Annotated in this window: 14 protein-coding genes, 6 tRNA genes, 3 rRNA genes, 1 pseudogene and 1 riboswitch; of the genes and pseudogenes, 5 read left to right on the top strand and 19 right to left on the bottom strand. The window is 52.2% G+C overall.

The annotated features are described in order from the left end of the window. Window positions 1–112 precede the first annotated feature (112 nt). The 4 genes from FOB24_RS02850 to FOB24_RS02835 form a co-directional block, all read right to left on the bottom strand. A tRNA-Thr gene (locus FOB24_RS02850) sits at window positions 113–188 on the bottom strand. Between the two features lie 5 nt (window positions 189–193). Further along, window positions 194–268: transfer RNA gene (locus tag FOB24_RS02845), tRNA-Gly, on the bottom strand. Between the two features lie 114 nt (window positions 269–382). Continuing rightward, window positions 383–467 (bottom strand) — tRNA-Tyr (locus FOB24_RS02840). Window positions 468–475: 8 nt separating this feature from the next. After that, a tRNA-Thr gene (locus FOB24_RS02835) sits at window positions 476–551 on the bottom strand. Window positions 552–570: 19 nt separating this feature from the next. On the opposite strand from FOB24_RS02835, the pseudogene FOB24_RS24380 reads away from it, so the two are divergent. Continuing rightward, window positions 571–651, top strand: a pseudogene (locus FOB24_RS24380) (hypothetical protein); the annotation flags it as partial. Between the two features lie 291 nt (window positions 652–942). After that, window positions 943–1893 carry a type I pantothenate kinase gene (coaA, locus tag FOB24_RS02825; protein WP_150344488.1) on the top strand — a complete coding sequence of 317 codons (951 nt, stop codon included), beginning with the start codon at window positions 943–945 and terminating at the stop codon, window positions 1891–1893. Between the two features lie 32 nt (window positions 1894–1925). Here coaA and birA read toward each other — a convergent pair whose 3' ends face one another. The 9 genes from birA to btuB form a co-directional block, all read right to left on the bottom strand. Next, the gene (gene birA, locus FOB24_RS02820; protein ID WP_038636096.1) at window positions 1926–2888 is read right to left on the bottom strand and encodes a bifunctional biotin--[acetyl-CoA-carboxylase] ligase/biotin operon repressor BirA; all 963 of its coding nucleotides are present in this window, start codon (window positions 2886–2888) and stop codon (window positions 1926–1928) included. Further along, window positions 2885–3913, bottom strand: coding sequence for a UDP-N-acetylmuramate dehydrogenase (gene murB / locus FOB24_RS02815; RefSeq protein ID WP_087856916.1), 1029 nt, complete (start codon window positions 3911–3913; stop codon window positions 2885–2887). Before murB ends, birA begins: the two co-directional genes overlap by 4 nt. 456 nt (window positions 3914–4369) lie before the next feature. Continuing rightward, window positions 4370–4485, bottom strand: a 5S ribosomal RNA gene (gene rrf / locus FOB24_RS02810). A 98-nt stretch (window positions 4486–4583) separates the two neighbouring features. Further along, window positions 4584–7488: ribosomal RNA gene (locus FOB24_RS02805) — 23S ribosomal RNA — on the bottom strand. A gap of 199 nt (window positions 7489–7687) precedes the next feature. After that, a tRNA-Ala gene (locus FOB24_RS02800) sits at window positions 7688–7763 on the bottom strand. Between the two features lie 108 nt (window positions 7764–7871). After that, window positions 7872–7948: transfer RNA gene (locus FOB24_RS02795), tRNA-Ile, on the bottom strand. Between the two features lie 71 nt (window positions 7949–8019). Beyond that, window positions 8020–9559, bottom strand: a 16S ribosomal RNA gene (locus FOB24_RS02790). The 16S, 23S and 5S rRNA genes sit together here with 2 tRNA genes alongside, the layout of an rRNA operon. A 375-nt stretch (window positions 9560–9934) precedes the next feature. Further along, entirely contained in the window at window positions 9935–10786 is an 852-nt protein-coding gene (gene murI / locus FOB24_RS02785; RefSeq protein WP_038636091.1) for a glutamate racemase, read from the bottom strand. Further along, entirely contained in the window at window positions 10731–12569 is a 1839-nt protein-coding gene (gene btuB, locus FOB24_RS02780; RefSeq protein WP_038636088.1) for a TonB-dependent vitamin B12 receptor BtuB, read from the bottom strand. The genes murI and btuB overlap by 56 nt, the downstream gene beginning before the upstream one ends. A 65-nt stretch (window positions 12570–12634) precedes the next feature. Continuing rightward, window positions 12635–12821, bottom strand: a riboswitch (cobalamin riboswitch). 115 nt (window positions 12822–12936) lie between these two features. On the opposite strand from btuB, the gene trmA reads away from it, so the two are divergent. Next, on the top strand, window positions 12937–14037 hold the full coding sequence (gene trmA, locus FOB24_RS02775; protein WP_150344487.1) for a tRNA (uridine(54)-C5)-methyltransferase TrmA: 1101 nt from the start codon (window positions 12937–12939) through the stop codon (window positions 14035–14037). 36 nt (window positions 14038–14073) lie between these two features. On the opposite strand, the gene FOB24_RS02770 is transcribed toward trmA, so the two are convergent. Together FOB24_RS02770 and fabR are read right to left on the bottom strand one after the other, a co-directional pair. Next, window positions 14074–14433 (bottom strand): YijD family membrane protein, encoded by a 360-nt coding sequence (locus FOB24_RS02770; protein WP_038636082.1) that lies wholly within the window; start codon window positions 14431–14433, stop codon window positions 14074–14076. 15 nt (window positions 14434–14448) lie between these two features. Then, entirely contained in the window at window positions 14449–15084 is a 636-nt protein-coding gene (fabR, locus tag FOB24_RS02765) for an HTH-type transcriptional repressor FabR (RefSeq protein WP_003028862.1), read from the bottom strand. Between the two features lie 191 nt (window positions 15085–15275). On the opposite strand from fabR, the gene sthA reads away from it, so the two are divergent. Then, entirely contained in the window at window positions 15276–16676 is a 1401-nt protein-coding gene (gene sthA / locus FOB24_RS02760) for a Si-specific NAD(P)(+) transhydrogenase (RefSeq protein ID WP_032940238.1), read from the top strand. On the opposite strand, the gene oxyR is transcribed toward sthA, so the two are convergent. The 4 genes from oxyR to argC form a co-directional block, all read right to left on the bottom strand. Continuing rightward, window positions 16659–17576, bottom strand: a complete 918-nt coding sequence (gene oxyR / locus FOB24_RS02755; RefSeq protein WP_038636079.1) for a DNA-binding transcriptional regulator OxyR — start codon at window positions 17574–17576, stop codon at window positions 16659–16661. The genes sthA and oxyR overlap by 18 nt on opposite strands. Before the next feature lie 298 nt (window positions 17577–17874). Beyond that, on the bottom strand, window positions 17875–19248 hold the full coding sequence (gene argH / locus FOB24_RS02750; protein ID WP_150344486.1) for an argininosuccinate lyase: 1374 nt from the start codon (window positions 19246–19248) through the stop codon (window positions 17875–17877). A gap of 117 nt (window positions 19249–19365) precedes the next feature. Then, window positions 19366–20139 carry an acetylglutamate kinase gene (gene argB, locus FOB24_RS02745; RefSeq protein ID WP_150344485.1) on the bottom strand — a complete coding sequence of 258 codons (774 nt, stop codon included), beginning with the start codon at window positions 20137–20139 and terminating at the stop codon, window positions 19366–19368. A 10-nt stretch (window positions 20140–20149) separates the two neighbouring features. Then, on the bottom strand, window positions 20150–21154 hold the full coding sequence (argC, locus tag FOB24_RS02740) for an N-acetyl-gamma-glutamyl-phosphate reductase (protein WP_085049753.1): 1005 nt from the start codon (window positions 21152–21154) through the stop codon (window positions 20150–20152). Between the two features lie 155 nt (window positions 21155–21309). Here argC and argE point away from each other — a divergent pair, with 155 nt between their 5' ends. Then, on the top strand, window positions 21310–22461 hold the full coding sequence (argE, locus tag FOB24_RS02735) for an acetylornithine deacetylase (protein ID WP_150344484.1): 1152 nt from the start codon (window positions 21310–21312) through the stop codon (window positions 22459–22461). The last annotated feature ends 198 nt before the right edge of the window (window positions 22462–22659 follow it).

Genomic DNA, 22659 nt, shown 5'->3' with positions numbered 1-22659 from the left:
TCCCTCTAAGACACGGATAAATCGGTGATATCACCACATCAACCAGGCAATATACCTGAGCTGTTGAATGCTTTTAAAAGTAAACAGAGAGAAACGGGAAGGAGAAGTGAAGTGGTGCTGATACCCAGAGTCGAACTGGGGACCTCACCCTTACCAAGGGTGCGCTCTACCAACTGAGCCATATCAGCACGTCTGGAGCGGGCAGCGGGAATCGAACCCGCATCATCAGCTTGGAAGGCTGAGGTAATAGCCATTATACGATGCCCGCATCCTGAAACTCGGCTACCCAGTTCTTTCTGTAACAAAAAAGAGATTTCTCTCTTTTATGTTCGAGCTGATTAATTTTTTAACCAACTCAGGCGGCGATAACGCTGCCAGAAAGTGGTGGTGGGGGAAGGATTCGAACCTTCGAAGTCTGTGACGGCAGATTTACAGTCTGCTCCCTTTGGCCGCTCGGGAACCCCACCGGACTTGATGGTGCCGACTACCGGAATCGAACTGGTGACCTACTGATTACAAGTCAGTTGCTCTACCTACTGAGCTAAGTCGGCATCAAGTAGCGCGCATTTTATGGAGACCTGCGCACTCATGCAACTAAAAAATTGCATAAAATGTTCTATCGCTCACATTTTGCACTATACGTCCGATAAATAATCTATTTCTTCGTATGATTGGACAAATTTCCAACGGCGCGCGCCCTTCCAAAGGCAAGTTTTTCGCCGCCATGCACTTATCCATAGAGAGAAAGTACCTCTTTATACATCTGGAATTGCCGTCACATTGCTTTTCAGGGGATGATTTTTTCTTATTATTCCCCCTCATCTGGTGTTACCCTCCTGCCCATTGTCCAAATTAACTGAAATGTGCGTGCCATTGCGTGCCGGGGATGATTTCGTTTTTTTACCGCAGACCTGATATAGCAATGACAGCCAGACCATGCGTATGAGTATAAAAGAGCAAGCGTTAACGTCGCCTTACCTACAGTTTGATCGCAACCAGTGGGCTGCGCTTCGTGATTCCGTGCCAATGACCCTGACCGAGGAAGAGATTGCTCGTCTGAAAGGCATTAACGAAGACTTGTCGCTGGAAGAAGTTGCCGAAATTTATTTGCCTCTATCGCGTTTGCTAAATTTTTACATCAGTTCGAACCTGCGACGTCAGGCGGTGCTGGAGCAATTTTTAGGCACTAACGGCGAGCGTATTCCTTATATTATCAGCATTGCTGGCAGCGTCGCCGTTGGCAAAAGCACCACAGCACGTGTTTTGCAGGCACTGTTGAGTCGCTGGCCTGAGCATCGTAAGGTTGAATTGATTACGACCGACGGTTTTCTTCATCCCAATCAGGTGTTGAAAGATCGTGGACTCATGAAGAAGAAAGGCTTCCCTCAGTCCTATGATATGCACCGCCTGGTTAAATTCGTTTCCGATTTGAAGTCAGGCGTACCCAACGTCACGGCACCGGTATACTCCCATCTTATCTATGATGTGATCCCTGATGGCGACAAAACTGTTGCCCAACCCGACATATTAATACTTGAAGGGCTTAATGTATTACAGAGCGGGATGGATTATCCTCACGATCCACATCATGTATTTGTTTCTGATTTTGTCGACTTTTCTATTTATGTTGATGCACCAGAGGAATTACTCCAGACGTGGTATATCAACCGCTTCCTGAAATTCCGCGAAGGAGCATTTACCAACCCAGACTCTTATTTCCATAATTATGCGAAATTGTCGGAAGACGAGGCAATCAACACGGCCACTTCGTTATGGAAAGAGATTAACTGGATGAATTTAAAGCAAAATATTTTACCAACGCGTGAGCGTGCCAGCTTAATCATGACCAAAAGCGCCAATCATGCTGTTGAAGAGGTCAGACTACGCAAATAAATTAACAAGGGGAGCCGCAGCTCCCCTTGTTATTATTCAGCGCTTCTGAGCGATATTTCTCCGCCCATCCAGGGTTTTATCACGCCATTTTGTTCGAGCAATAATGCACCTTGTGCATCTATTCCACGAGATATCCCAAATATTTCTTTATCGCCAATAATGAGTTTTACCGGGCGGTCGATAAAGTTGTCCAGCGTCTTCCAGCGGGACAAATACGGCGCTAAGCCCTCATGCTCAAACAATACCAACGCAGCGCGCAGCTCGCGGATTAGTCGGGCAGCAAGGGTATTGCGGTCAATGTTAATTCCCGCTTCCTGGAGATTAATCCAGCCCTGATTAACGACATTCTCTTCTACCCGGCGCATGGACATATTAATACCCGCACCGATAACAATTTGCGCGGCATCGCCCGTCTTACCGGTGAGTTCAACCAGAATTCCGGCCAGTTTACGATCGAGCAGATAGAGATCGTTCGGCCATTTCACGCGGACTTTATCCGCCCCCAAATCGCGTAAAACCTCCGCCATGACAATACCAATCACCAGACTCAGACCAATTGCGGCTGCCGGTCCTTGCTCCAGTCGCCAGAACATTGAGAGATACAGATTGGCGCCAAACGGTGAGAACCACTTACGTCCGCGACGACCACGACCGGCCTGCTGATACTCAGCGACGCAGGCATCCCCTGACTCCAGTTGACCAATACGGTCCATCAGGTACTGGTTGGTTGAGTCGATAACCGGCAGAACCGTGATATTCCCTCCATCCAACTGAGAATGAATCAGTGATGAGTCTAATAACTGGATAGGCTCAGGTAAGCTGTATCCTTTACCGGGAACAGTAAAGACATCAACGCCCCAGTCGCGTAGCGTCTGAACATGCTTATTGATTGCCGCACGGCTCATTCCCAGCTGTTCACCAAGCTGCTCACCAGAATGAAATTCGCCGTCGGCTAACAAGGAAATAAGCGTCAGGGGGACGGTATTATCTTTCATGCGATGATCTCCACAGCATTCACTTCACCCTGTGGGCCAATAAATCTGACCTCGGGTTCGAGCCAGACATTGAATTTCTCACCGACTTTTTGGCGTACATGATGCGCTAGTTGTACCACATCCTGACTGGTCGCACGGTCTGCATTGATCAGTACCAGTGCTTGCTGCTGATGTACCGCAGCACCACCAATACGCATGCCTTTTAGCTGGCATTGATCGATAAGCCAGCCGGCAGCCAGTTTTACTGAACCATCTACCTGCGGGTAATGAGGCGCAGTCGGGAATTTGGCCAACAGTTCCTGCGCAACGTGCGCTGTAACAACCGGGTTTTTAAAGAAGCTACCGGCATTACCGTTAACTTTCGGGTCAGGCAGCTTTGTTGTGCGCATATGACAGACAGAATCAAAAACCTGCTGAGGCGTCACGGTTGTAGGATCCAGACGCGTCAAGTCACCGTAAGTGAGAACGGGCTGCCACTGTTTAGGCAAGCGCAAACCAACGGCAACAATTGCGAAACGATCCTGATATTCATGCTTGAAGATGCTGTCACGGTAACCAAAACGGCATTCCGCGGCGCTGACGCGCAGATGTTTGCCGGTTGACAGTTCAACGCAGTCCACATATTCACAGACACGCTGCAGCTCCACACCATAAGCACCAATATTCTGAATGGGCGATGAACCGACACATCCTGGAATGAGTGCCAGATTTTCCAGTCCAGGCATACCTTCTTGCAGCGTGTGCTGTACCAGATGATGCCAGTTCTCACCGGCACCGACGTGCAGGTGCCACGCCTCAGGTTGTTCTGTGATCTCAATGCCCTTGATTCGATTGACGATCACCGTTCCATGGAAGGTATCGAGAAACAGGACGTTACTCCCCTCGCCCAGGATCAGTACTGGATGATGTGATGCATTCGCTGATTGCCAGGCATTCAGCAGTTGTTGCTCATTTTCGGCGCAGACAAGCTCATTAGCTTGTTGATCGATACCGAAGGTGTTCCAGGCTTTAAGGGAGTGATTCATAGACGCTTTCCTGATGCAAAATCGCGCTTAGTTTACCGCATATGCCGCAGGATGGCTTGTCTTATGGAGGCAAGGGGGTTGCCTGATGCGCTTTGGCAGGCCGGATAAGGCGGGATGCCGCATCCGGCAGGTTTCATTTCGTACAGACGCAAAAAAGCCCATCCGGCAGGACGGGCTTCTTCACTTTATTTGATGCCTGGCAGTTTATGGCGGGCGTCCTGCCCGCCACCCTCCGGGCCGTTGCTGCGCAACGTTCAAATCCGCTCCCGGCGGATTTGTCCTCCTCAGGAGAGCACTCACCGACAGACCACAGATAAAACAAAAGGCCCGGTCTTTCGACCGGGCCTTCCGCACAACGTAGGCCGGATAAGGCGGGACACCGCATCCGGCAGGTTTCATTTCGTACAGACGCAAAAAAGCCCATCCGGCAGGATGGGCTTCTTCACTTTATTTGATGCCTGGCAGTTCCCTACTCTCGCATGGGGAGACCCCACACTACCATCGGCGCTACGGCGTTTCACTTCTGAGTTCGGCATGGGGTCAGGTGGGACCACCGCGCTACAGCCGCCAAGCAAATTCTGTTTATTAACCCGCTTTTCGCCGGCTAATCTTATCTGTATCAGGCTGAAAATCTGTCTTCTCAAATCCGCCAAAACACCTTCGGCGTTGTAAGGTTAAGCCTCACGGTTCATTAGTATCGGTTAGCTCAATGTATCGCTACACTTACACACCCGACCTATCAACGTCGTCGTCTTCAACGTTCCTTCAGGACCCTTAAAGGGTCAGGGAGAACTCATCTCGGGGCAAGTTTCGTGCTTAGATGCTTTCAGCACTTATCTCTTCCGCATTTAGCTACCGGGCAGTGCCATTGGCATGACAACCCGAACACCAGTGATGCGTCCACTCCGGTCCTCTCGTACTAGGAGCAGCCCCCCTCAATTCTCCAGCGCCCACGGCAGATAGGGACCGAACTGTCTCACGACGTTCTAAACCCAGCTCGCGTACCACTTTAAATGGCGAACAGCCATACCCTTGGGACCTACTTCAGCCCCAGGATGTGATGAGCCGACATCGAGGTGCCAAACACCGCCGTCGATATGAACTCTTGGGCGGTATCAGCCTGTTATCCCCGGAGTACCTTTTATCCGTTGAGCGATGGCCCTTCCATTCAGAACCACCGGATCACTAAGACCTGCTTTCGCACCTGCTCGAGCCGTCACTCTCGCAGTCAAGCTAGCTTATGCCTTTGCACTAACCTCCTGATGTCCGACCAGGATTAGCTAACCTTCGTGCTCCTCCGTTACTCTTTGGGAGGAGACCGCCCCAGTCAAACTACCCACCAGACACTGTCCGCAACCCGGATTACGGGCCCACGTTAGAACACCAGCCATTAAAGGGTGGTATTTCAAGGATGGCTCCATGCAGACTGGCGTCCACACTTCAAAGCCTCCCACCTATCCTACACATCAAGGACCAGTGTTCAGTGTCAAGCTATAGTAAAGGTTCACGGGGTCTTTCCGTCTTGCCGCGGGTACACTGCATCTTCACAGCGAGTTCAATTTCACTGAGTCTCGGGTGGAGACAGCCTGGCCATCATTACGCCATTCGTGCAGGTCGGAACTTACCCGACAAGGAATTTCGCTACCTTAGGACCGTTATAGTTACGGCCGCCGTTTACCGGGGCTTCGATCAAGAGCTTCTCCTTACGGATAACCCCATCAATTAACCTTCCGGCACCGGGCAGGCGTCACACCGTATACGTCCACTTTCGTGTTTGCACAGTGCTGTGTTTTTAATAAACAGTTGCAGCCAGCTGGTATCTTCGACTGATTTCAGCTCCACGGGTAAACCGCTTCACCTACCTATCAGCGTGCCTTCTCCCGAAGTTACGGCACCATTTTGCCTAGTTCCTTCACCCGAGTTCTCTCAAGCGCCTTGGTATTCTCTACCTGACCACCTGTGTCGGTTTGGGGTACGATTTCGTGTTACCTGATGCTTAGAGGCTTTTCCTGGAAGCAGGGCATTTGTCACTTCAGCACCGTAGTGCCTCGTCATCACACCTCAGCGTTAAAAGGTACCGGATTTACCTGGAACCTCCGCCTACATGCTTAAACCGGGACAACCGTCGCCCGGCCAACATAGCCTTCTCCGTCCCCCCTTCGCAGTAACACCAAGTACAGGAATATTAACCTGTTTCCCATCGACTACGCCTTTCGGCCTCGCCTTAGGGGTCGACTCACCCTGCCCCGATTAACGTTGGACAGGAACCCTTGGTCTTCCGGCGTGCGGGTTTTTCACCCGCATTATCGTTACTTATGTCAGCATTCGCACTTCTGATACCTCCAGCAACCCTCACAGGCCACCTTCAACGGCTTACAGAACGCTCCCCTACCCAACAACACATAGTGTCGCTGCCGCAGCTTCGGTGCATGGTTTAGCCCCGTTACATCTTCCGCGCAGGCCGACTCGACCAGTGAGCTATTACGCTTTCTTTAAATGATGGCTGCTTCTAAGCCAACATCCTGGCTGTCTGTGCCTTCCCACATCGTTTCCCACTTAACCATGACTTTGGGACCTTAGCTGGCGGTCTGGGTTGTTTCCCTCTTCACGACGGACGTTAGCACCCGCCGTGTGTCTCCCGTGATAACATTCTTCGGTATTCGCAGTTTGCATCGGGTTGGTAAGTCGGGATGACCCCCTAGCCGAAACAGTGCTCTACCCCCGAAGATGAGTTCACGAGGCGCTACCTAAATAGCTTTCGGGGAGAACCAGCTATCTCCCGGTTTGATTGGCCTTTCACCCCCAGCCACAAGTCATCCGCTAATTTTTCAACATTAGTCGGTTCGGTCCTCCAGTTAGTGTTACCCAACCTTCAACCTGCCCATGGCTAGATCACCGGGTTTCGGGTCTATACCCTGCAACTTAACGCCCAGTTAAGACTCGGTTTCCCTTCGGCTCCCCTATACGGTTAACCTTGCTACAGAATATAAGTCGCTGACCCATTATACAAAAGGTACGCAGTCACACCCGAAGGTGCTCCCACTGCTTGTACGTACACGGTTTCAGGTTCTTTTTCACTCCCCTCGCCGGGGTTCTTTTCGCCTTTCCCTCACGGTACTGGTTCACTATCGGTCAGTCAGGAGTATTTAGCCTTGGAGGATGGTCCCCCCATATTCAGACAGGATACCACGTGTCCCGCCCTACTCTTCGAGTTCACAACAGGTGCATTTTTGTGTACGGGACTATCACCCTGTACCGTCGGACTTTCCAGACCGTTCCACTAACACACATGCTGATTCAGACTCTGGGCTGCTCCCCGTTCGCTCGCCGCTACTGGGGGAATCTCGGTTGATTTCTTTTCCTCGGGGTACTTAGATGTTTCAGTTCCCCCGGTTCGCTTCGTTAACCTATGTATTCAGTTAACGATAGTGTGACGAATCACACTGGGTTTCCCCATTCGGAAATCGCCGGTTATAACGGTTCATATCACCTTACCGGCGCTTATCGCAGATTAGCACGTCCTTCATCGCCTCTGACTGCCAGGGCATCCACCGTGTACGCTTAGTCGCTTAACCTCACAACCCGAAGATGTTTCACTTCTGATTGCGAAAATTTGAGAGACTCGAACACACCGCTTTTCATTTCTTGTTTACGGAGAAATGAAACAGTGTGTCGTTTCAATTTTCAGCTTGATCCAGATTTTTAAAGAGCAAAACTTCGCAGTGAACCTTTTCAGGTACACTCTGAAGTTTTCTTGGGTTGTTGCAGTAAAGATGGTGGAGCTATGCGGGATCGAACCGCAGACCTCCTGCGTGCAAAGCAGGCGCTCTCCCAGCTGAGCTATAGCCCCATCGACGTCAAATCTCATCAACCTTAATTTCTGTTGAGGCAAGGCGTGGTGACACGAAGCATACTTAAAGTATGTGAGTGTCGCCGCAACGCAGCATCAGCAGAAATTTGGTAGGCCTGAGTGGACTTGAACCACCGACCTCACCCTTATCAGGGGTGCGCTCTAACCACCTGAGCTACAAGCCTGCAGAGATTTTCTTACTGCTAATTTTCATCAGACAATCTGTGTGAGCACTGCAAAGGTCGGTTCTTTAAGGTAAGGAGGTGATCCAACCGCAGGTTCCCCTACGGTTACCTTGTTACGACTTCACCCCAGTCATGAATCACAAAGTGGTAAGCGCCCTCCCGAAGGTTAAGCTACCTACTTCTTTTGCAACCCACTCCCATGGTGTGACGGGCGGTGTGTACAAGGCCCGGGAACGTATTCACCGTGGCATTCTGATCCACGATTACTAGCGATTCCGACTTCATGGAGTCGAGTTGCAGACTCCAATCCGGACTACGACATACTTTATGAGGTCCGCTTGCTCTCGCGAGGTCGCTTCTCTTTGTATATGCCATTGTAGCACGTGTGTAGCCCTACTCGTAAGGGCCATGATGACTTGACGTCATCCCCACCTTCCTCCAGTTTATCACTGGCAGTCTCCTTTGAGTTCCCGGCCGGACCGCTGGCAACAAAGGATAAGGGTTGCGCTCGTTGCGGGACTTAACCCAACATTTCACAACACGAGCTGACGACAGCCATGCAGCACCTGTCTCACGGTTCCCGAAGGCACTAAGGCATCTCTGCCAAATTCCGTGGATGTCAAGAGTAGGTAAGGTTCTTCGCGTTGCATCGAATTAAACCACATGCTCCACCGCTTGTGCGGGCCCCCGTCAATTCATTTGAGTTTTAACCTTGCGGCCGTACTCCCCAGGCGGTCGACTTAACGCGTTAGCTCCGGAAGCCACGCCTCAAGGGCACAACCTCCAAGTCGACATCGTTTACGGCGTGGACTACCAGGGTATCTAATCCTGTTTGCTCCCCACGCTTTCGCACCTGAGCGTCAGTCTTTGTCCAGGGGGCCGCCTTCGCCACCGGTATTCCTCCAGATCTCTACGCATTTCACCGCTACACCTGGAATTCTACCCCCCTCTACAAGACTCTAGCCTGCCAGTTTCGGATGCAGTTCCCAGGTTGAGCCCGGGGATTTCACATCCGACTTGACAGACCGCCTGCGTGCGCTTTACGCCCAGTAATTCCGATTAACGCTTGCACCCTCCGTATTACCGCGGCTGCTGGCACGGAGTTAGCCGGTGCTTCTTCTGCGAGTAACGTCAATCACTAAGGTTATTAACCTTAATGCCTTCCTCCTCGCTGAAAGTACTTTACAACCCGAAGGCCTTCTTCATACACGCGGCATGGCTGCATCAGGCTTGCGCCCATTGTGCAATATTCCCCACTGCTGCCTCCCGTAGGAGTCTGGACCGTGTCTCAGTTCCAGTGTGGCTGGTCATCCTCTCAGACCAGCTAGGGATCGTCGCCTAGGTGAGCCGTTACCCCACCTACTAGCTAATCCCATCTGGGCACATCCGATGGCAAGAGGCCCGAAGGTCCCCCTCTTTGGTCTTGCGACATTATGCGGTATTAGCTACCGTTTCCAGTAGTTATCCCCCTCCATCGGGCAGTTTCCCAGACATTACTCACCCGTCCGCCACTCGTCACCCGAGAGCAAGCTCTCTGTGCTACCGTTCGACTTGCATGTGTTAGGCCTGCCGCCAGCGTTCAATCTGAGCCATGATCAAACTCTTCAATTTAAGTTTGATGCTCGTGAATTAAACTTCGTAATGAATTACGTGTTCACTCAGAGACTTGGTATTCATTTTTCGTCTTGCGACGTTAAGAATCCGTATCCTCGAGTGCCCACACAGATTGTCTGATAAATTGTTAAAGAGCAGTTGCGACGCGCTTTGGCGCTCTGTCGCGAGGTCCCGTATATTACGTTTTCCTCATTCAGAGTCAAGCATTTATTTTTGCTTTTCTCTCCGGGATTCTCACTGGAACCCCGCTGACCCGGCGGCGTGTAATCCGTTGTTCCGTGTCAGTGGAGGCGCATTATAGGGAGTTATTTCAGGCTGACAAGGGGAAATTCAAAATAATCTTCCGAGTGCGCATTTTTTCATCAAAATCGATTAAACCGCCAGTTTTTCGAGCGTTTTGAAGCCATAACGTTGCAGCACGGGCAATAATTGTTCGGCTTCTGTCGTCATCGCCATACAGAATGCGACATTCTCATCGGTTGATTTCGCGTCGGGCGCTTCATGTTCTAATAACCAGGCCGTGCGACGCGCAATCGCGGCCCCCGAATCCACCAGTCGCGTCCCCTCGGGCAGGACCTGTAAAAGTTCTTCCTGTAATAGAGGGAAATGGGTGCAGCCCAGCACCACCGTGTCGGGTGGTTCCGACATCCGCAGCCACGGACGTAGAATGCGGCGCAACTCCTCCAGAGAGACCGTTTCGCCGTGCAGCTTCGCTTCCGCCAGTTCTACCAGCTCGGCAGACCCCAACATCGCAATCTGACATTCGTTAGCAAACCGCGCAATCAACTCATGGGTATACGACCGCTTCACCGTCGCACGTGTAGCCAGCAGTCCCACAACGCCATTCGCCGTGAGTCGCGCCGCCGGTTTAATAGCAGGAACGACGCCTACAACCGGGAAGGCAAATTTCGCACGTAATGCAGGAAGCGACACAGTACTTGCGGTATTACACGCGATGACCGCAAGAGAGAGTGGATAGCGCTGCTGGACCGCAGTCACAATCTCAACAACACGCTCGACGATAAATTCCTCGCTCTTCTCACCATAAGGAAAGGCGACATTATCAAAAGCGTATATATAGTGGAGATCCGGCAGCAGACTGCGGATCTCATTGTAGACCGACAACCCACCGACGCCGGAATCAAACACCAGCACGGTGGGACGTGGATCAGAAGGTGTAGCTGCCAGACAAGGTGTATTCCCGCCCTGCAGTTGCGTAGCCATAAACTGTCTCGTAATCTTTATCGAACAGGTTGGCGATTTTACCACGAACAGTCAGCTGTGAGGTGATTGGATATGCCACTGTCAGATCCCACAGGCTCACTCCCCCCATTTTTACCGGCTGATTGGTGACGAAGTCCGTGTCATAACGCGTTCCCAGATAATGATAGGTCAGGCCCCAGTCAAAATCGTAAACCTGCCAGTCAAGCTGGTACTTCACCTGCTGTTTAGAACGACGCGCCAGTGGTTTATCGGTAATCGCATTTCGTGCATCAACGTAATCGTAGCTCAGGGTGTGCGCCAGCGGCCCGGTATCAAAGTTTGCTGTCGCTTCGACACCTTTAATACGTACTTTGCCTTCGTTAAAGTATTTCTCGGTATGTGGGTCGTAATCGATCATGTTATCGATATCGTTGCGATATCCTGACAAACGCCAGTTCACATCCGCCGTCAGCCCTTCAAACGCCCCTTCCCACTGCTTACTCTCTTCAGGATCCAGATTCGAATTGCCGTAATAGCCATGCAACTGCCCGAGATTTGGTGCTTTGTAGGAAGTACCGTAGGAGGCAATAAAGCGATAACCTTCAATAAACTCCCACCCGGCGCTGGTTTGCCATGTACCATGGCGACCAAACTCGGAGTTATCATCACTGCGTGCCGCACCTTCAAAGGTAAAGTCACCCAGTTGCTGCAACCCGGTGAGATAGAGGCCAGTGTTACGCTGGTCGTAACCGTCCGTGACATACGCGGTGCCAGGCTCCGTAGTTTGCTTTTGCCAGTCGACGCCCGCACCCACATTACCGTGGCCAACCACCATACTGTTCGACCACTGAACATTATATTGCTTCATCTCATCCAGCGTGGCCGAGGAGTCATAGCGGCCATAATCCGGATCATAGTTGTAGTCTTTACTGTGGCTATAGCTGGAAACCAGCTGTGACTGGATAATTTCACCATTGAAGCGCAGTCCGGCATCCCAGCTTTGGCTATAGAGTTTTCGGGTATCGACCAGTGGTGAGTTCGGAGAATAGTACGAATCGTAATTCGTGCGGTTATCATAACCGTAGCCACGAACAAACCCGCTCCAGGTGTCAGAGAAGTTGTGTTCCAGCGCGCCATATAGCGTCTTACTTAAGAAGCCGTCTTTGTCGGGTTGAGCCTGAGAGCCAGTACTACCGTAAGCCACGACATCAAAGCCTTTGGTATAGGCATAATCGCCCATCAACGTGACACGCGTATTTTCACCTAACTGTTGTTGGGTTGAGACATCGTAATTCTGGTAGCCATTGCTTCCCACGCCAGCGGTCAGTTCCGTCCCCGGCTTTTCGCGCGTCGTAATGATATTCACCACGCCGCCGATCGCATCAGAACCATAAATAGCCGAACGCGGCCCACGAATGTACTCAATACGTTGTACCAACGATACCGGGAACTGGCTAAGATCGGCTGCGCCGCTAACCCCTGCCAGGTTCAGACGTACACCGTCAATCAGCACCAGAACATGGCTGGCGTTGGTGCCGCGAATAGAAATAGACGAATTTTGTCCCATACCACCGTATTGGGCGATATCCACGCCTGGCAAGCGACGAAGCACATCATTCACGGAGGTAGATTGCCAGCGGTCGATATCCTGACGCGTAACAACGGTGATAGGAGCAAGTACTGCGCTACGAGGCTGCTGAAAACGGTTGGCAGTGACGACGAGAGTATCTGGGCTAGCATCCTGTGCCCAACCAGAAAATGCCGTGACGGAAAGCGCCGTCCACAGCAACGATTTTTTAATCATTGTAAAGCATCCACAATATAAGAAGGATGCCGCAGGTCCCACCGATAGTACGCGATGATGAAAACCAGATGCGACGTTAGCCGGCAGGTCTTCGGGCTTGGAGGCGACTTAAAGAGACGATGACTTCCCACGGCAAGCCGCAGTGTCTGCACCAGGTGCGCTCATCTCCTACCTTCCTTACCGCTGCGCGTCAGCTCCAGATTCACACTGGATTCCCTTTTAACTCACAGGACCGGAAAACGGATGCTACAGTTTGTTACAACCCACTGTCCAGACTGTGTATCACAATATCGGAAATCATCAATGACTGGACATCTGTTGAGCAATCCCTACAATCCCCGCGTACTTTTATTTTTCAGGACGCATCATGACCCCCGAACATCTTCCGACAGAACAGTACGACGCGCAGTTAGCTGAAAAAGTGGTGCGTCTGCAGAGCTTAATGACACCGTTTTATGCACAGGCTCCGGAAGTGTTTCGCTCACCGGTCAGTCACTACCGTATGCGTGCCGAATTCCGGCTGTGGCATGACGGTGATGACCTGTACCACATCATGTTCGATCAACAGACGAAAAGCCGTATTCGCGTCGACAGCTTCCCGGCGGCCAGCGAGCTTATCAACACGCTGATGACGGCAATGATTGAAGGGGTACGCAACAACCGTGTCCTGCGCCACAAACTGTTCCAGATTGATTACCTCACCACCCTGAGCGATCAAGCGGTCGTCTCGATGCTTTACCATAAAAAGCTGGATGACGAATGGCGTCATGAAGCCGAAGCACTACGGGACGCGCTGCGCGCACAAAATCTGAACGTGCATCTGATTGGTCGGGCCACCAAAACCAAAATCGAGCTGGATCAGGACTATATTGACGAACGCTTGCCGGTCGCAGGTAAAGAGATCATCTACCGCCAGGTTGAGAACAGCTTCACCCAGCCCAATGCCGCGATGAATATTCAGATGCTGGAATGGGCGATTGATGTCACCAAAGATTCCCAGGGCGACCTGCTTGAGCTGTACTGCGGTAATGGCAACTTCTCATTAGCGCTGGCGCAAAATTTCAACCGCGTGCTGGCGACTGAAATCGCCAAACCATCCGTGGCGGCTGCCCAGTACAACATTGCGGCTAACCATATTGATAACGTACAAATTATCCGCATGGCGGCAGAAGAGTTTACTCAGGCGATGAATGGGGTTCGCGAGTTCAACCGTTTGCAGGGGATCGATCTGAAGAGTTACCAGTGTGAAACCATTTTCGTTGACCCACCGCGTAGCGGTCTGGACAGCGAAACGGAGAAAATGGTGCAGGCGTATCCGCGTATTCTGTACATCTCCTGCAACCCGGAGACGCTGTGTAAGAATCTGGAAACGTTAAGCCAGACGCACAATGTTTCACGTCTGGCTCTGTTCGATCAGTTCCCGTATACGCACCATATGGAGTGTGGCGTGTTACTGACCGCGAAGTAAGTGATGTCCTGGCCGGGCTTGCCCGGCCTACAAATATTATTCCGCAATTTCCTGCTTACGGTTACGCACTTTAACGCCGATCCAGAACACCAGAATCACCGACAGTACCGCCGGGAAGAAGTTAGAACCAATATCCGGATATTCAGCGCGTACCACGGTGCTGTACAACAGAACACCGAGAATAAAACAGGCGGCGGCCAGGCCTGGTAGCCCCACAGGCATGGTACGGTTCTGATAGCGTTGATGCAGACAATAAACCGTCAGCACCAGCGAAATAATCGGGAATACTGAGAATGGCACAATGGAGCTAAACAGCGCCGCAAATGTGCCATTGATCGATAAGCCAGCAACCAGCGCCAGCAGCAGCGTACCTTTATCTTGACCTGACTGTTTCATTGCTCGTCCTTCTCGTTACTCGGAGTGGTGCGTCATCTTCTCTTGTTCACGGCGGTACCAATAAAATGCGCCTTTCGCGATCATGCGTAGTTGCAATACCAGCCGCTCTTCCAGCTGTCGACGCTGTTCAGCGCCAACATCCAGTGCTTCTGCCCCGGCGCTGAACACAATCGTTACCATGGCTTCGGCCTGCGCTTCAGTAAACGCACGGGGCATATGGTTTTCGAGTTCCAGATAGTCCGCAAGTTCCGCAATGAAGTGCTGAATTTCACGTGCGACCGCTGCACGAAACGCTGCGGAGGTTCCCGAACGCTCGCGCAATAATAAACGGAAGGCGTTGGGATTGTTGCCGATGAATTCCATAAATGTTGAGACCGAGGTACGGATCACACTCCCGCCTTTGGCGATACGCTGACGCGCCTGACGCATCAACTGACGCAGCATCAGACCACTTTCGTCCACCATCGTCAGTCCGAGCTCATCCACATCGCGGAAATGGCGATAAAACGAGGTTGGCGCAATGCCCGCTTCACGAGCAACTTCTCGTAAACTGAGACTAGCAAAACTACGCTCAGCACTGAGTTGACTAAATGCAGCCTCTACCAGCGAACGCCGGGTTTTCTCTTTTTGTTGCGCTCTAACGCCCATCACGATGTCTGAATCCTTCCACATACCTTACTGGCACTATACCAGAGATTAGGCGGTTGGCATGGCTTTGTTAATGATTGTTTACGCGCAGTTTGTGCTTCGACTTCGCAAAAAAGCACAACGATAATTGGGTTATCCCGACAACGATGTTACTATTCTGTTGCTTTTGTGTATAAGAACAGGTAAGCCTGACCATGTCACATTCCTACGATTACGATGCAATAGTAATAGGTTCCGGTCCCGGCGGCGAAGGCGCTGCAATGGGTCTGGTTAAACAGGGAGCGCGCGTCGCGGTGATTGAGCGCTATCATAACGTCGGCGGAGGCTGTACCCACTGGGGCACCATCCCGTCGAAAGCACTCCGCCACGCCGTCAGCCGTATTATTGAATTCAATCAGAACCCACTTTACAGCGACCATTCCCGACTTCTCCGTTCTTCCTTCGCCGATATTCTCAACCATGCTGATAACGTGATTAATCAGCAAACGCGCATGCGGCAAGGTTTTTACGAGCGTAATCACTGCGAGATTTTGCAGGGAAATGCCCGTTTTGTTGACGAACACACTATCGCCCTGGAATGCCACGACGGCACGGTGGAAACGCTGACCGCGGATAAGTTCGTGATCGCCTGCGGTTCACGCCCTTATCGCCCTGTTGACGTCGACTTTTCGCATCCCCGGATTTATGACAGCGACTCCATCCTGAGTCTGCACCACGAACCTCGCCACGTTCTGATTTATGGCGCAGGGGTTATTGGCTGTGAATATGCGTCGATCTTCCGTGGAATGGACGTCAAAGTTGATTTAATCAACACCCGCGATCGTCTGCTGGCGTTCCTTGATCAAGAGATGTCCGACTCGCTCTCTTACCACTTCTGGAACAGCGGTGTGGTTATTCGCCACAACGAAGAGTACGAGAAGATTGAAGGTTGCGATGACGGCGTCATCATGCACCTGAAATCCGGTAAAAAACTGAAGGCTGACTGTCTGCTGTACGCCAATGGCCGCACCGGTAATACCGATTCGCTGGCGCTGGAAAATATTGGTCTGAAAACCGACAGCCGTGGGCAGCTCAAAGTGAATAGCATGTACCAGACGGCACTGCCGCACGTGTATGCCGTAGGGGATGTGATCGGCTATCCGAGTCTGGCATCGGCGGCCTACGATCAGGGACGCATTGCCGCCCAGGCACTGGTGAAAGGCGAAGCCACCGCGCATCTGATCGAAGATATCCCAACCGGGATTTATACCATTCCTGAAATCAGCTCCGTTGGTAAAACCGAACAGCAGCTTACGGCGATGAAAGTCCCATACGAAGTTGGCCGCGCCCAGTTTAAACATCTGGCACGTGCGCAAATCGTGGGCATGAGTGTCGGCACGTTGAAGATTCTGTTCCATCGCGAAACCAAAGAGATTCTGGGGATCCACTGCTTTGGGGAACGCGCGGCCGAAATTATTCACATCGGTCAGGCGATAATGGAGCAAAAAGGTGGTGGTAACACCATCGAGTACTTCGTTAACACCACCTTTAACTACCCAACCATGGCGGAAGCCTATCGGGTAGCGGCGCTAAATGGCTTAAACCGCCTGTTTTAACGCACTGTCGAAATGGCCATCCATTGATCCACGGATGGCCTCTGCCAGCTGTTCATAACGGCTGCGCAGCGGCGAACCTGGACGATACACCAGGCCAATCGTGCGGCGCGGTTCTGGCTTAATGCATGGCAGATAGACAACACCATCACGCTTGCGCTCGGACGGAACAGCCAGCGCAGGCAGTAACGTAATACCGCTACCTGCCGCCACCATATTGCGCAGCGTTTCCAGACTGGTTGCCCGGAAATGGGTATCTTCATCAGCACCTGCTTCAAAGCAGAAGCCCATGGCCTGATCGCGCAGGCAGTGGCCGTCTTCCAGCATCAGCAGTTTTTCACCCGCCAGATCGGACATCGGTACACAGTCACGGTTTGCCCATGGATGATCTTCATAGATCGCCAGCATCATAGGCTCATCAAATAACGGTACTTCGATGAATGCCTCACTCTCTTTCACCAACGCCAGAATCACGCAGTCGAGCTTACCGCTATCCAGTTGCGCCAACAGCTGATGCGTCTGCGCCTCATGCAGATACATTTCCAGTTTTGGGAAGGTCTGGTGCAACATAGGAATAATATGCGGCAGCAGGTATGGCCCCACCGTTGGGATCAAACCAATATGCAGCGGGCCAGACATCGTCTCGCCTTGTTGGCTTGCCATCTCCTTGAGCACTTTGACCTCGCGCAGCACGGTGCGCGCCTGATCCACCAGCAGCAGACCTGCCTGAGTGAACAGCACCTTGCGACTCGTACGCTCCAGCAACATGACGCCCAGCTCATCTTCCAGCTTACGGATCTGCCCGCTCAGCGTTGGCTGGCTCACGTGGCAGGAGTCTGCCGCCCGTCGGAAGTGACGATGTTCGGCAAGCGCCACCAGGTATTCAAGATCACGAATATTCATTATTCATCCTCCATCGCCACGATAGTTCGTAGCGATAGGTAGCATAGCAACGAACGATTATCCCTATCAAGCTTTCTGTTTAATAATGCACCACAGAAACGGAACGGTACCCCTTTAACCCTTGAAGCTACTGTCCGTTTAGAGAGTTTCTCTCATACTCGAAATAACTAAAGCCAACGTGAACTTTTGCGGACCTTGCGTCCGCATTTTTTTTGCATAAAAAAGCCCGGCGAGATGCCAGGCTCTGATCACTGTTTGCCTGATGGCGCTATGCTTATCAGGCCTACAAAGACAAAAGTTACGCCAGACGCGCCTTCGCGTAATCAATCGCCTGTGCGACCTGCTGTGGCGACACGCCGCCTTTCGCCGCACGTTTGTCCAGACACGATTGTAGAGAAAGGATCGGGTAAACGTCATCGCCAATGACCGAACTGAACTTCTGTAAGTCGGTCAGCGACAACGCTTCCAGCGGTTTGCCCTGACGAATCGCCTCAACCACCGTTTCGCCCACAATGTGGTGCGCTTCGCGGAACGGCACGCCTTTCGCTACCAGATAATCCGCCAGCTCAGTGGCGTTGGCATAACCCTGCTGCGCCGCTTCCTGACAACGCGGACGTTTCACCTGAATGCCATCCAGCACCAGCGCGGCCATATGCAGACAATCCAGCCAGGTGTCGAGCGCATCGAACAGCCCTTCTTTGTCTTCCTGCATATCTTTGTTATACGCCAGCGGTAGGCCTTTTAAGGTCATCATCATCCCGGTCAACGCACCCTGCACGCGACCGCATTTACCACGGATTAATTCCAGCGCATCCGGGTTTTTCTTCTGCGGCATCAGGGATGAACCTGAGGTCACTCGATCGGACAGCTCGACAAAGCCTGCTTCACCGGTATTAAAGAAAATCAGGTCTTCAGCAAAACGCGACAGGTGCACCATGCCGATAGAAGCGTCGGAGAGTAACTCCAGCACGTGGTCACGATCGGAAACGCTGTCCAGACTGTTGCGCGTTGCCGAAGCAAAGCCCAGCCAGCCGGCCAGTTGTTCGCGATCGATTTCATATGCCGTACCCGCCAACGCGCCGCAGCCCAGAGGACTGACATCCAGACGCTTAAGCGCATCCTGCAGACGGCTCTCATCACGCGCCAGCATTTCGACATAAGCCAGGCACCAGTGAGCAAACGTCACCGGCTGCGCACGTTGCAGGTGGGTGTAACCCGGCATAACGGCGTCCTGGTTATTCTCCGCCGTCACCACCAGCGCACTTTGCAACTGACGGTTGGCAGAGAGTAATTCAATAACCGTGTCTTTACACCACAGTTTAAGGTCGGTCGCGACCTGATCATTACGGCTACGCCCGGTATGCAGTTTTTTACCAAGCTGGCCGACTTTATCAATCAGCTTACCTTCCACCCAACTGTGAATATCTTCGGCATCGCTTTGCAGGATCTGTTGCGGGTTGGCACGAACCTCTTCCAGCAGCGTGTTCAGCGCCTCTTCCAGTTGCAGCTGTTCATCGGCAGTCAGTACGCCGACCGTTACCAACGCTTTGGACCAGGCCACAGAGCCGACAATATCCTGTTCTGCCAGGCGGTAGTCAAAACGCAACGAGTCGTTGAACTGTTTGAACCGCTGATCTGCTGCCTGTGTAAAACGCCCACCCCAAAGTGCCATAACATGCTTCCTTAAATTCTTTTAATTTCAATGCCGGATGGCGCTACGCTTATCCGGCCTACAGGTTCTGTTCACGTAGGCCCGATAAGGCGTAGCCGCCATCGGGCATACAAATACTTAAGCCAGAATACGGGTACCGATCGGCGTGCCGTTAAACAACGCCGGGAGTTGCTCTGCATGACGCCAGGAGGCGATATCCACCGGGCGGCCCAGCGTGCGCGCGGCATCCAGCGCCGCATTGACCTTCACGATCATGCCATCGGTAATAATTCCCTGGTCGATCAACTGCCCCGCTTTCGCGGCGGTCATTTCGGCAATACGCTGACCTTTACCATCCAGAATACCGCTCACGTCTGAGAGCAGGATCAGATCCGCACCCAACGTTGCCGCCAGCGCTGTTGCCGCCTGATCGGCGTTAACGTTCATCAGCAGTCCATCTTCAGTGACGCCGATGGAGCTGACCACCGGCAGAAAACCGCTTGCCAGCAGCGTGTTAATTAGCTTAGGCGAACCCGGTTGCGCGAGTCCAACATGACCCAGCTCTTTATCGAGCGGCGTCACTTTTACGCTGTCGCCATCGCCAAGATACAGGCCCACAGAGGCGATTTGATGTTTTTTCGCCCAGGCCAGTAAGGTTTTATTCGCCGTACCCGCCAGGGCGCCAGTGATAATATCTATCTGATCGGCAGGGGTGACGCGCAGGCCGTTTTTCTTTTTGACCGGCAGATTCAACTGCTTCATTAGCTCATCAACCACGCAGCCGCCGCCGTGCACAATAATCAGCGGACGCTGATGCGACTCACGATAATTCACCAGTGCGGTAAACAGTCGCTCCAGCGCCTCTTCGCTATCCAGTAAAACGCCGCCCAGCTTGATAATTAATGGATTCATTGTTGCACCCTTAAATAAGAGACTGCGTTTCAGCAAAGCCGAAACGGATATTTGCGCACTGCATCGCCTGTGCCGCCGCGCCTTTTAATAAGTTATCTTCGGTCGCCACCACGATCAGGTGCTCTCCCTGCACGGCAAACCCGATGTCACAAAACGGTAAGCCCACCACATTCTTCAGGGCCGGAACGCCTTTATCGTACAGACGTACCAGTGGTTTATCGCCATAGGCTTGTTGCAGTGTCTGGGCCACCTGCGCATGGGTTACGCCCGCTTTCAGACGGCAGGTGATCGTTTCCAGAATTCCGCGCGGGAAGTTCCCCAGATGCGGAGTGAAGATCACTTCCGCGCCGAGGTGAGTTGCGATTTCCGGCTGATGACGATGGGTAAACACGCCATAGGGCTGCAGGCTCACTTCGCAAAAGCTGTTCGAGATAGCCGCTTTACGGCCTGCCCCGCTGACGCCGCTGGTCGCATTAATCACCGGCCACTGGCTGAGATCCAGCAGTCCGCCGTCAATCAGTGGTTTCAGCGACAACTGCGCCGCCGTCGGATAACAACCCGGTACGGCAACCAGATTCGCTTCTTTCAGTTGCTCTGCGCTCCACTCCGCCAGACCGTACACCGCCTGCTCCAGCAATTCGGGGTGCTGATGGGTAAAGCCATAATATTTTTCATAGAACGCGCTATCGTTAACACGAAACGCGCCTGAAAGATCAAACACCACACATCCGGCCTGCAGAAACTGCGGGGCCAGGTCATGACTGACCTCATGCGCTGTGGCGAGGAACACAATGTCCACCCCTGCGCTAAACTCGCTGATATCCGACATTGGCTGCAACGGTAAATCGACAATGCCTTTCAACTGCGGATGCAAATCGGAGATGAGTTTTCCTGCATCATTGCTTTGCGCTGAGACGGTCAAAGCGGTTATGTTCATATCAGGATGGCGATTTACATAGGTCACAAGCTCTGCGCCGGCATAGCCGCTGGCGCCCACAATCAGCGTATTCAACATCGGGGCAGCTCACCTTCTTAGATTCTGTTGCCAGGTATAAGCCTTTATCACCTCACCTTACACTTGGTGGGTTTTATTACGCTCAACGTTAATGTATTTTTATTCACAAATATTGCATGAATATTGATACTATCATGACCCGAGGTGTGTCAACAATGAAAAACAATTTACCGCCATTTATCGAGATTTACCGCGCTCTGATTGCCACGCCATCGATTAGCGCCACCGAAGAAGCACTGGATCAAAGCAATGCAGGTTTAATCACTCTGCTGGCGGGCTGGTTCAAAGATTTAGGCTTCAATGTAGAGGTTCAGCCGGTCCCCGATACGCGCAATAAATTCAATATGCTGGCGAGCATTGGACAAGGGGCTGGCGGTCTGTTGTTAGCGGGTCATACCGATACCGTGCCGTTTGACGACGGACGCTGGACGCGCGATCCGTTCACCCTGACAGAGCATGACAATAAGCTCTACGGCCTGGGTACGGCAGATATGAAAGGCTTCTTCGCGTTTATCCTCGACGCGCTGCGCGACGTCGACGTAGCGAAGCTGAAAAAGCCCCTCTACATTTTGGCCACTGCCGACGAAGAGACCAGCATGGCGGGGGCGCGCTACTTTTCTGAAACCACCGCTCTGCGCCCGGACTGCGCGATCATTGGCGAACCCACCTCCCTGCAGCCGGTGCGTGCGCACAAAGGGCATATCTCTAATGCAATTCGCATTTTGGGGCAGTCGGGTCACTCAAGCGATCCAGCGCGTGGCGTCAATGCGATTGAACTCATGCATGATGCTATCGGCCATATCATGACTCTGCGCGATGACCTGAAAGAACGCTATCACCATGACGCTTTTACCGTTCCGTACCCGACGTTAAATTTGGGTCATATCCACGGTGGCGACGCCGCCAACCGAATCTGCGCCTGCTGCGAGCTGCATATGGATATTCGCCCGCTGCCCGGCATGACGCTCAACGATCTTAATGGTTTACTTAACGATGCGCTGACCCCTGTCAGCGAGCGTTGGCCGGGTCGCCTGACGGTGTCGGAACTGCATCCGCCTATTCCTGGTTATGAGTGTCCGCCGGACCATCAGTTGGTCGAAGTCGTTGAAAAACTGCTGGGAGCGCAAACGGAAGTGGTGAACTACTGCACTGAAGCGCCGTTTATCCAGACGCTTTGCCCGACGCTGGTGTTGGGCCCAGGCTCCATTAATCAGGCACATCAGCCAGATGAATACCTGGAAACACGTTTTATTAAGCCAACTCGCGAATTGATCACCCAGGTTGTGCATCATTTCTGCTGGCATTAATCGTTTATAACCTTGCTCATCCTTCAGCGGTGAGCAAGGTCATTTATTAACATTTTCATAAGCACAGCTTATTTGATTCGATGTGAATTAAATAACGTAAATTCCCGCCATTTTTTCGTTTGCTGAACCGATTTCGCAGCAATTGACGTCACGAGTTTTACGTGGCTTTATAAAAGACGGCAAAAAAATTAAGTCCGA

Source organism: Citrobacter werkmanii (assembly GCF_008693645.1).
GTDB classification, from domain to species: domain Bacteria; phylum Pseudomonadota; class Gammaproteobacteria; order Enterobacterales; family Enterobacteriaceae; genus Citrobacter; species Citrobacter werkmanii.
This window is presented reverse-complemented; position numbering and strand designations above follow the sequence as displayed.

What these genes read in the sequence shown, in the direction of transcription:
- coaA (WP_150344488.1), top strand. Translation starts at nt 943, where the DNA reads ATGAGTATAAAAGAGCAAGCGTTAACGTCGCCTTACCTACAGTTTGAT.
- birA (WP_038636096.1), bottom strand. Translation starts at nt 2,888, where the DNA reads ATGAAAGATAATACCGTCCCCCTGACGCTTATTTCCTTGTTAGCCGAC.
- murB (WP_087856916.1), bottom strand. Translation starts at nt 3,913, where the DNA reads ATGAATCACTCCCTTAAAGCCTGGAACACCTTCGGTATCGATCAACAA.
- murI (WP_038636091.1), bottom strand. Translation starts at nt 10,786, where the DNA reads ATGGCTACGCAACTGCAGGGCGGGAATACACCTTGTCTGGCAGCTACA.
- btuB (WP_038636088.1), bottom strand. Translation starts at nt 12,569, where the DNA reads ATGATTAAAAAATCGTTGCTGTGGACGGCGCTTTCCGTCACGGCATTT.
- trmA (WP_150344487.1), top strand. Translation starts at nt 12,937, where the DNA reads ATGACCCCCGAACATCTTCCGACAGAACAGTACGACGCGCAGTTAGCT.
- FOB24_RS02770 (WP_038636082.1), bottom strand. Translation starts at nt 14,433, where the DNA reads ATGAAACAGTCAGGTCAAGATAAAGGTACGCTGCTGCTGGCGCTGGTT.
- sthA (WP_032940238.1), top strand. Translation starts at nt 15,276, where the DNA reads ATGTCACATTCCTACGATTACGATGCAATAGTAATAGGTTCCGGTCCC.
- oxyR (WP_038636079.1), bottom strand. Translation starts at nt 17,576, where the DNA reads ATGAATATTCGTGATCTTGAATACCTGGTGGCGCTTGCCGAACATCGT.
- argH (WP_150344486.1), bottom strand. Translation starts at nt 19,248, where the DNA reads ATGGCACTTTGGGGTGGGCGTTTTACACAGGCAGCAGATCAGCGGTTC.
- argB (WP_150344485.1), bottom strand. Translation starts at nt 20,139, where the DNA reads ATGAATCCATTAATTATCAAGCTGGGCGGCGTTTTACTGGATAGCGAA.
- argC (WP_085049753.1), bottom strand. Translation starts at nt 21,154, where the DNA reads ATGTTGAATACGCTGATTGTGGGCGCCAGCGGCTATGCCGGCGCAGAG.
- argE (WP_150344484.1), top strand. Translation starts at nt 21,310, where the DNA reads ATGAAAAACAATTTACCGCCATTTATCGAGATTTACCGCGCTCTGATT.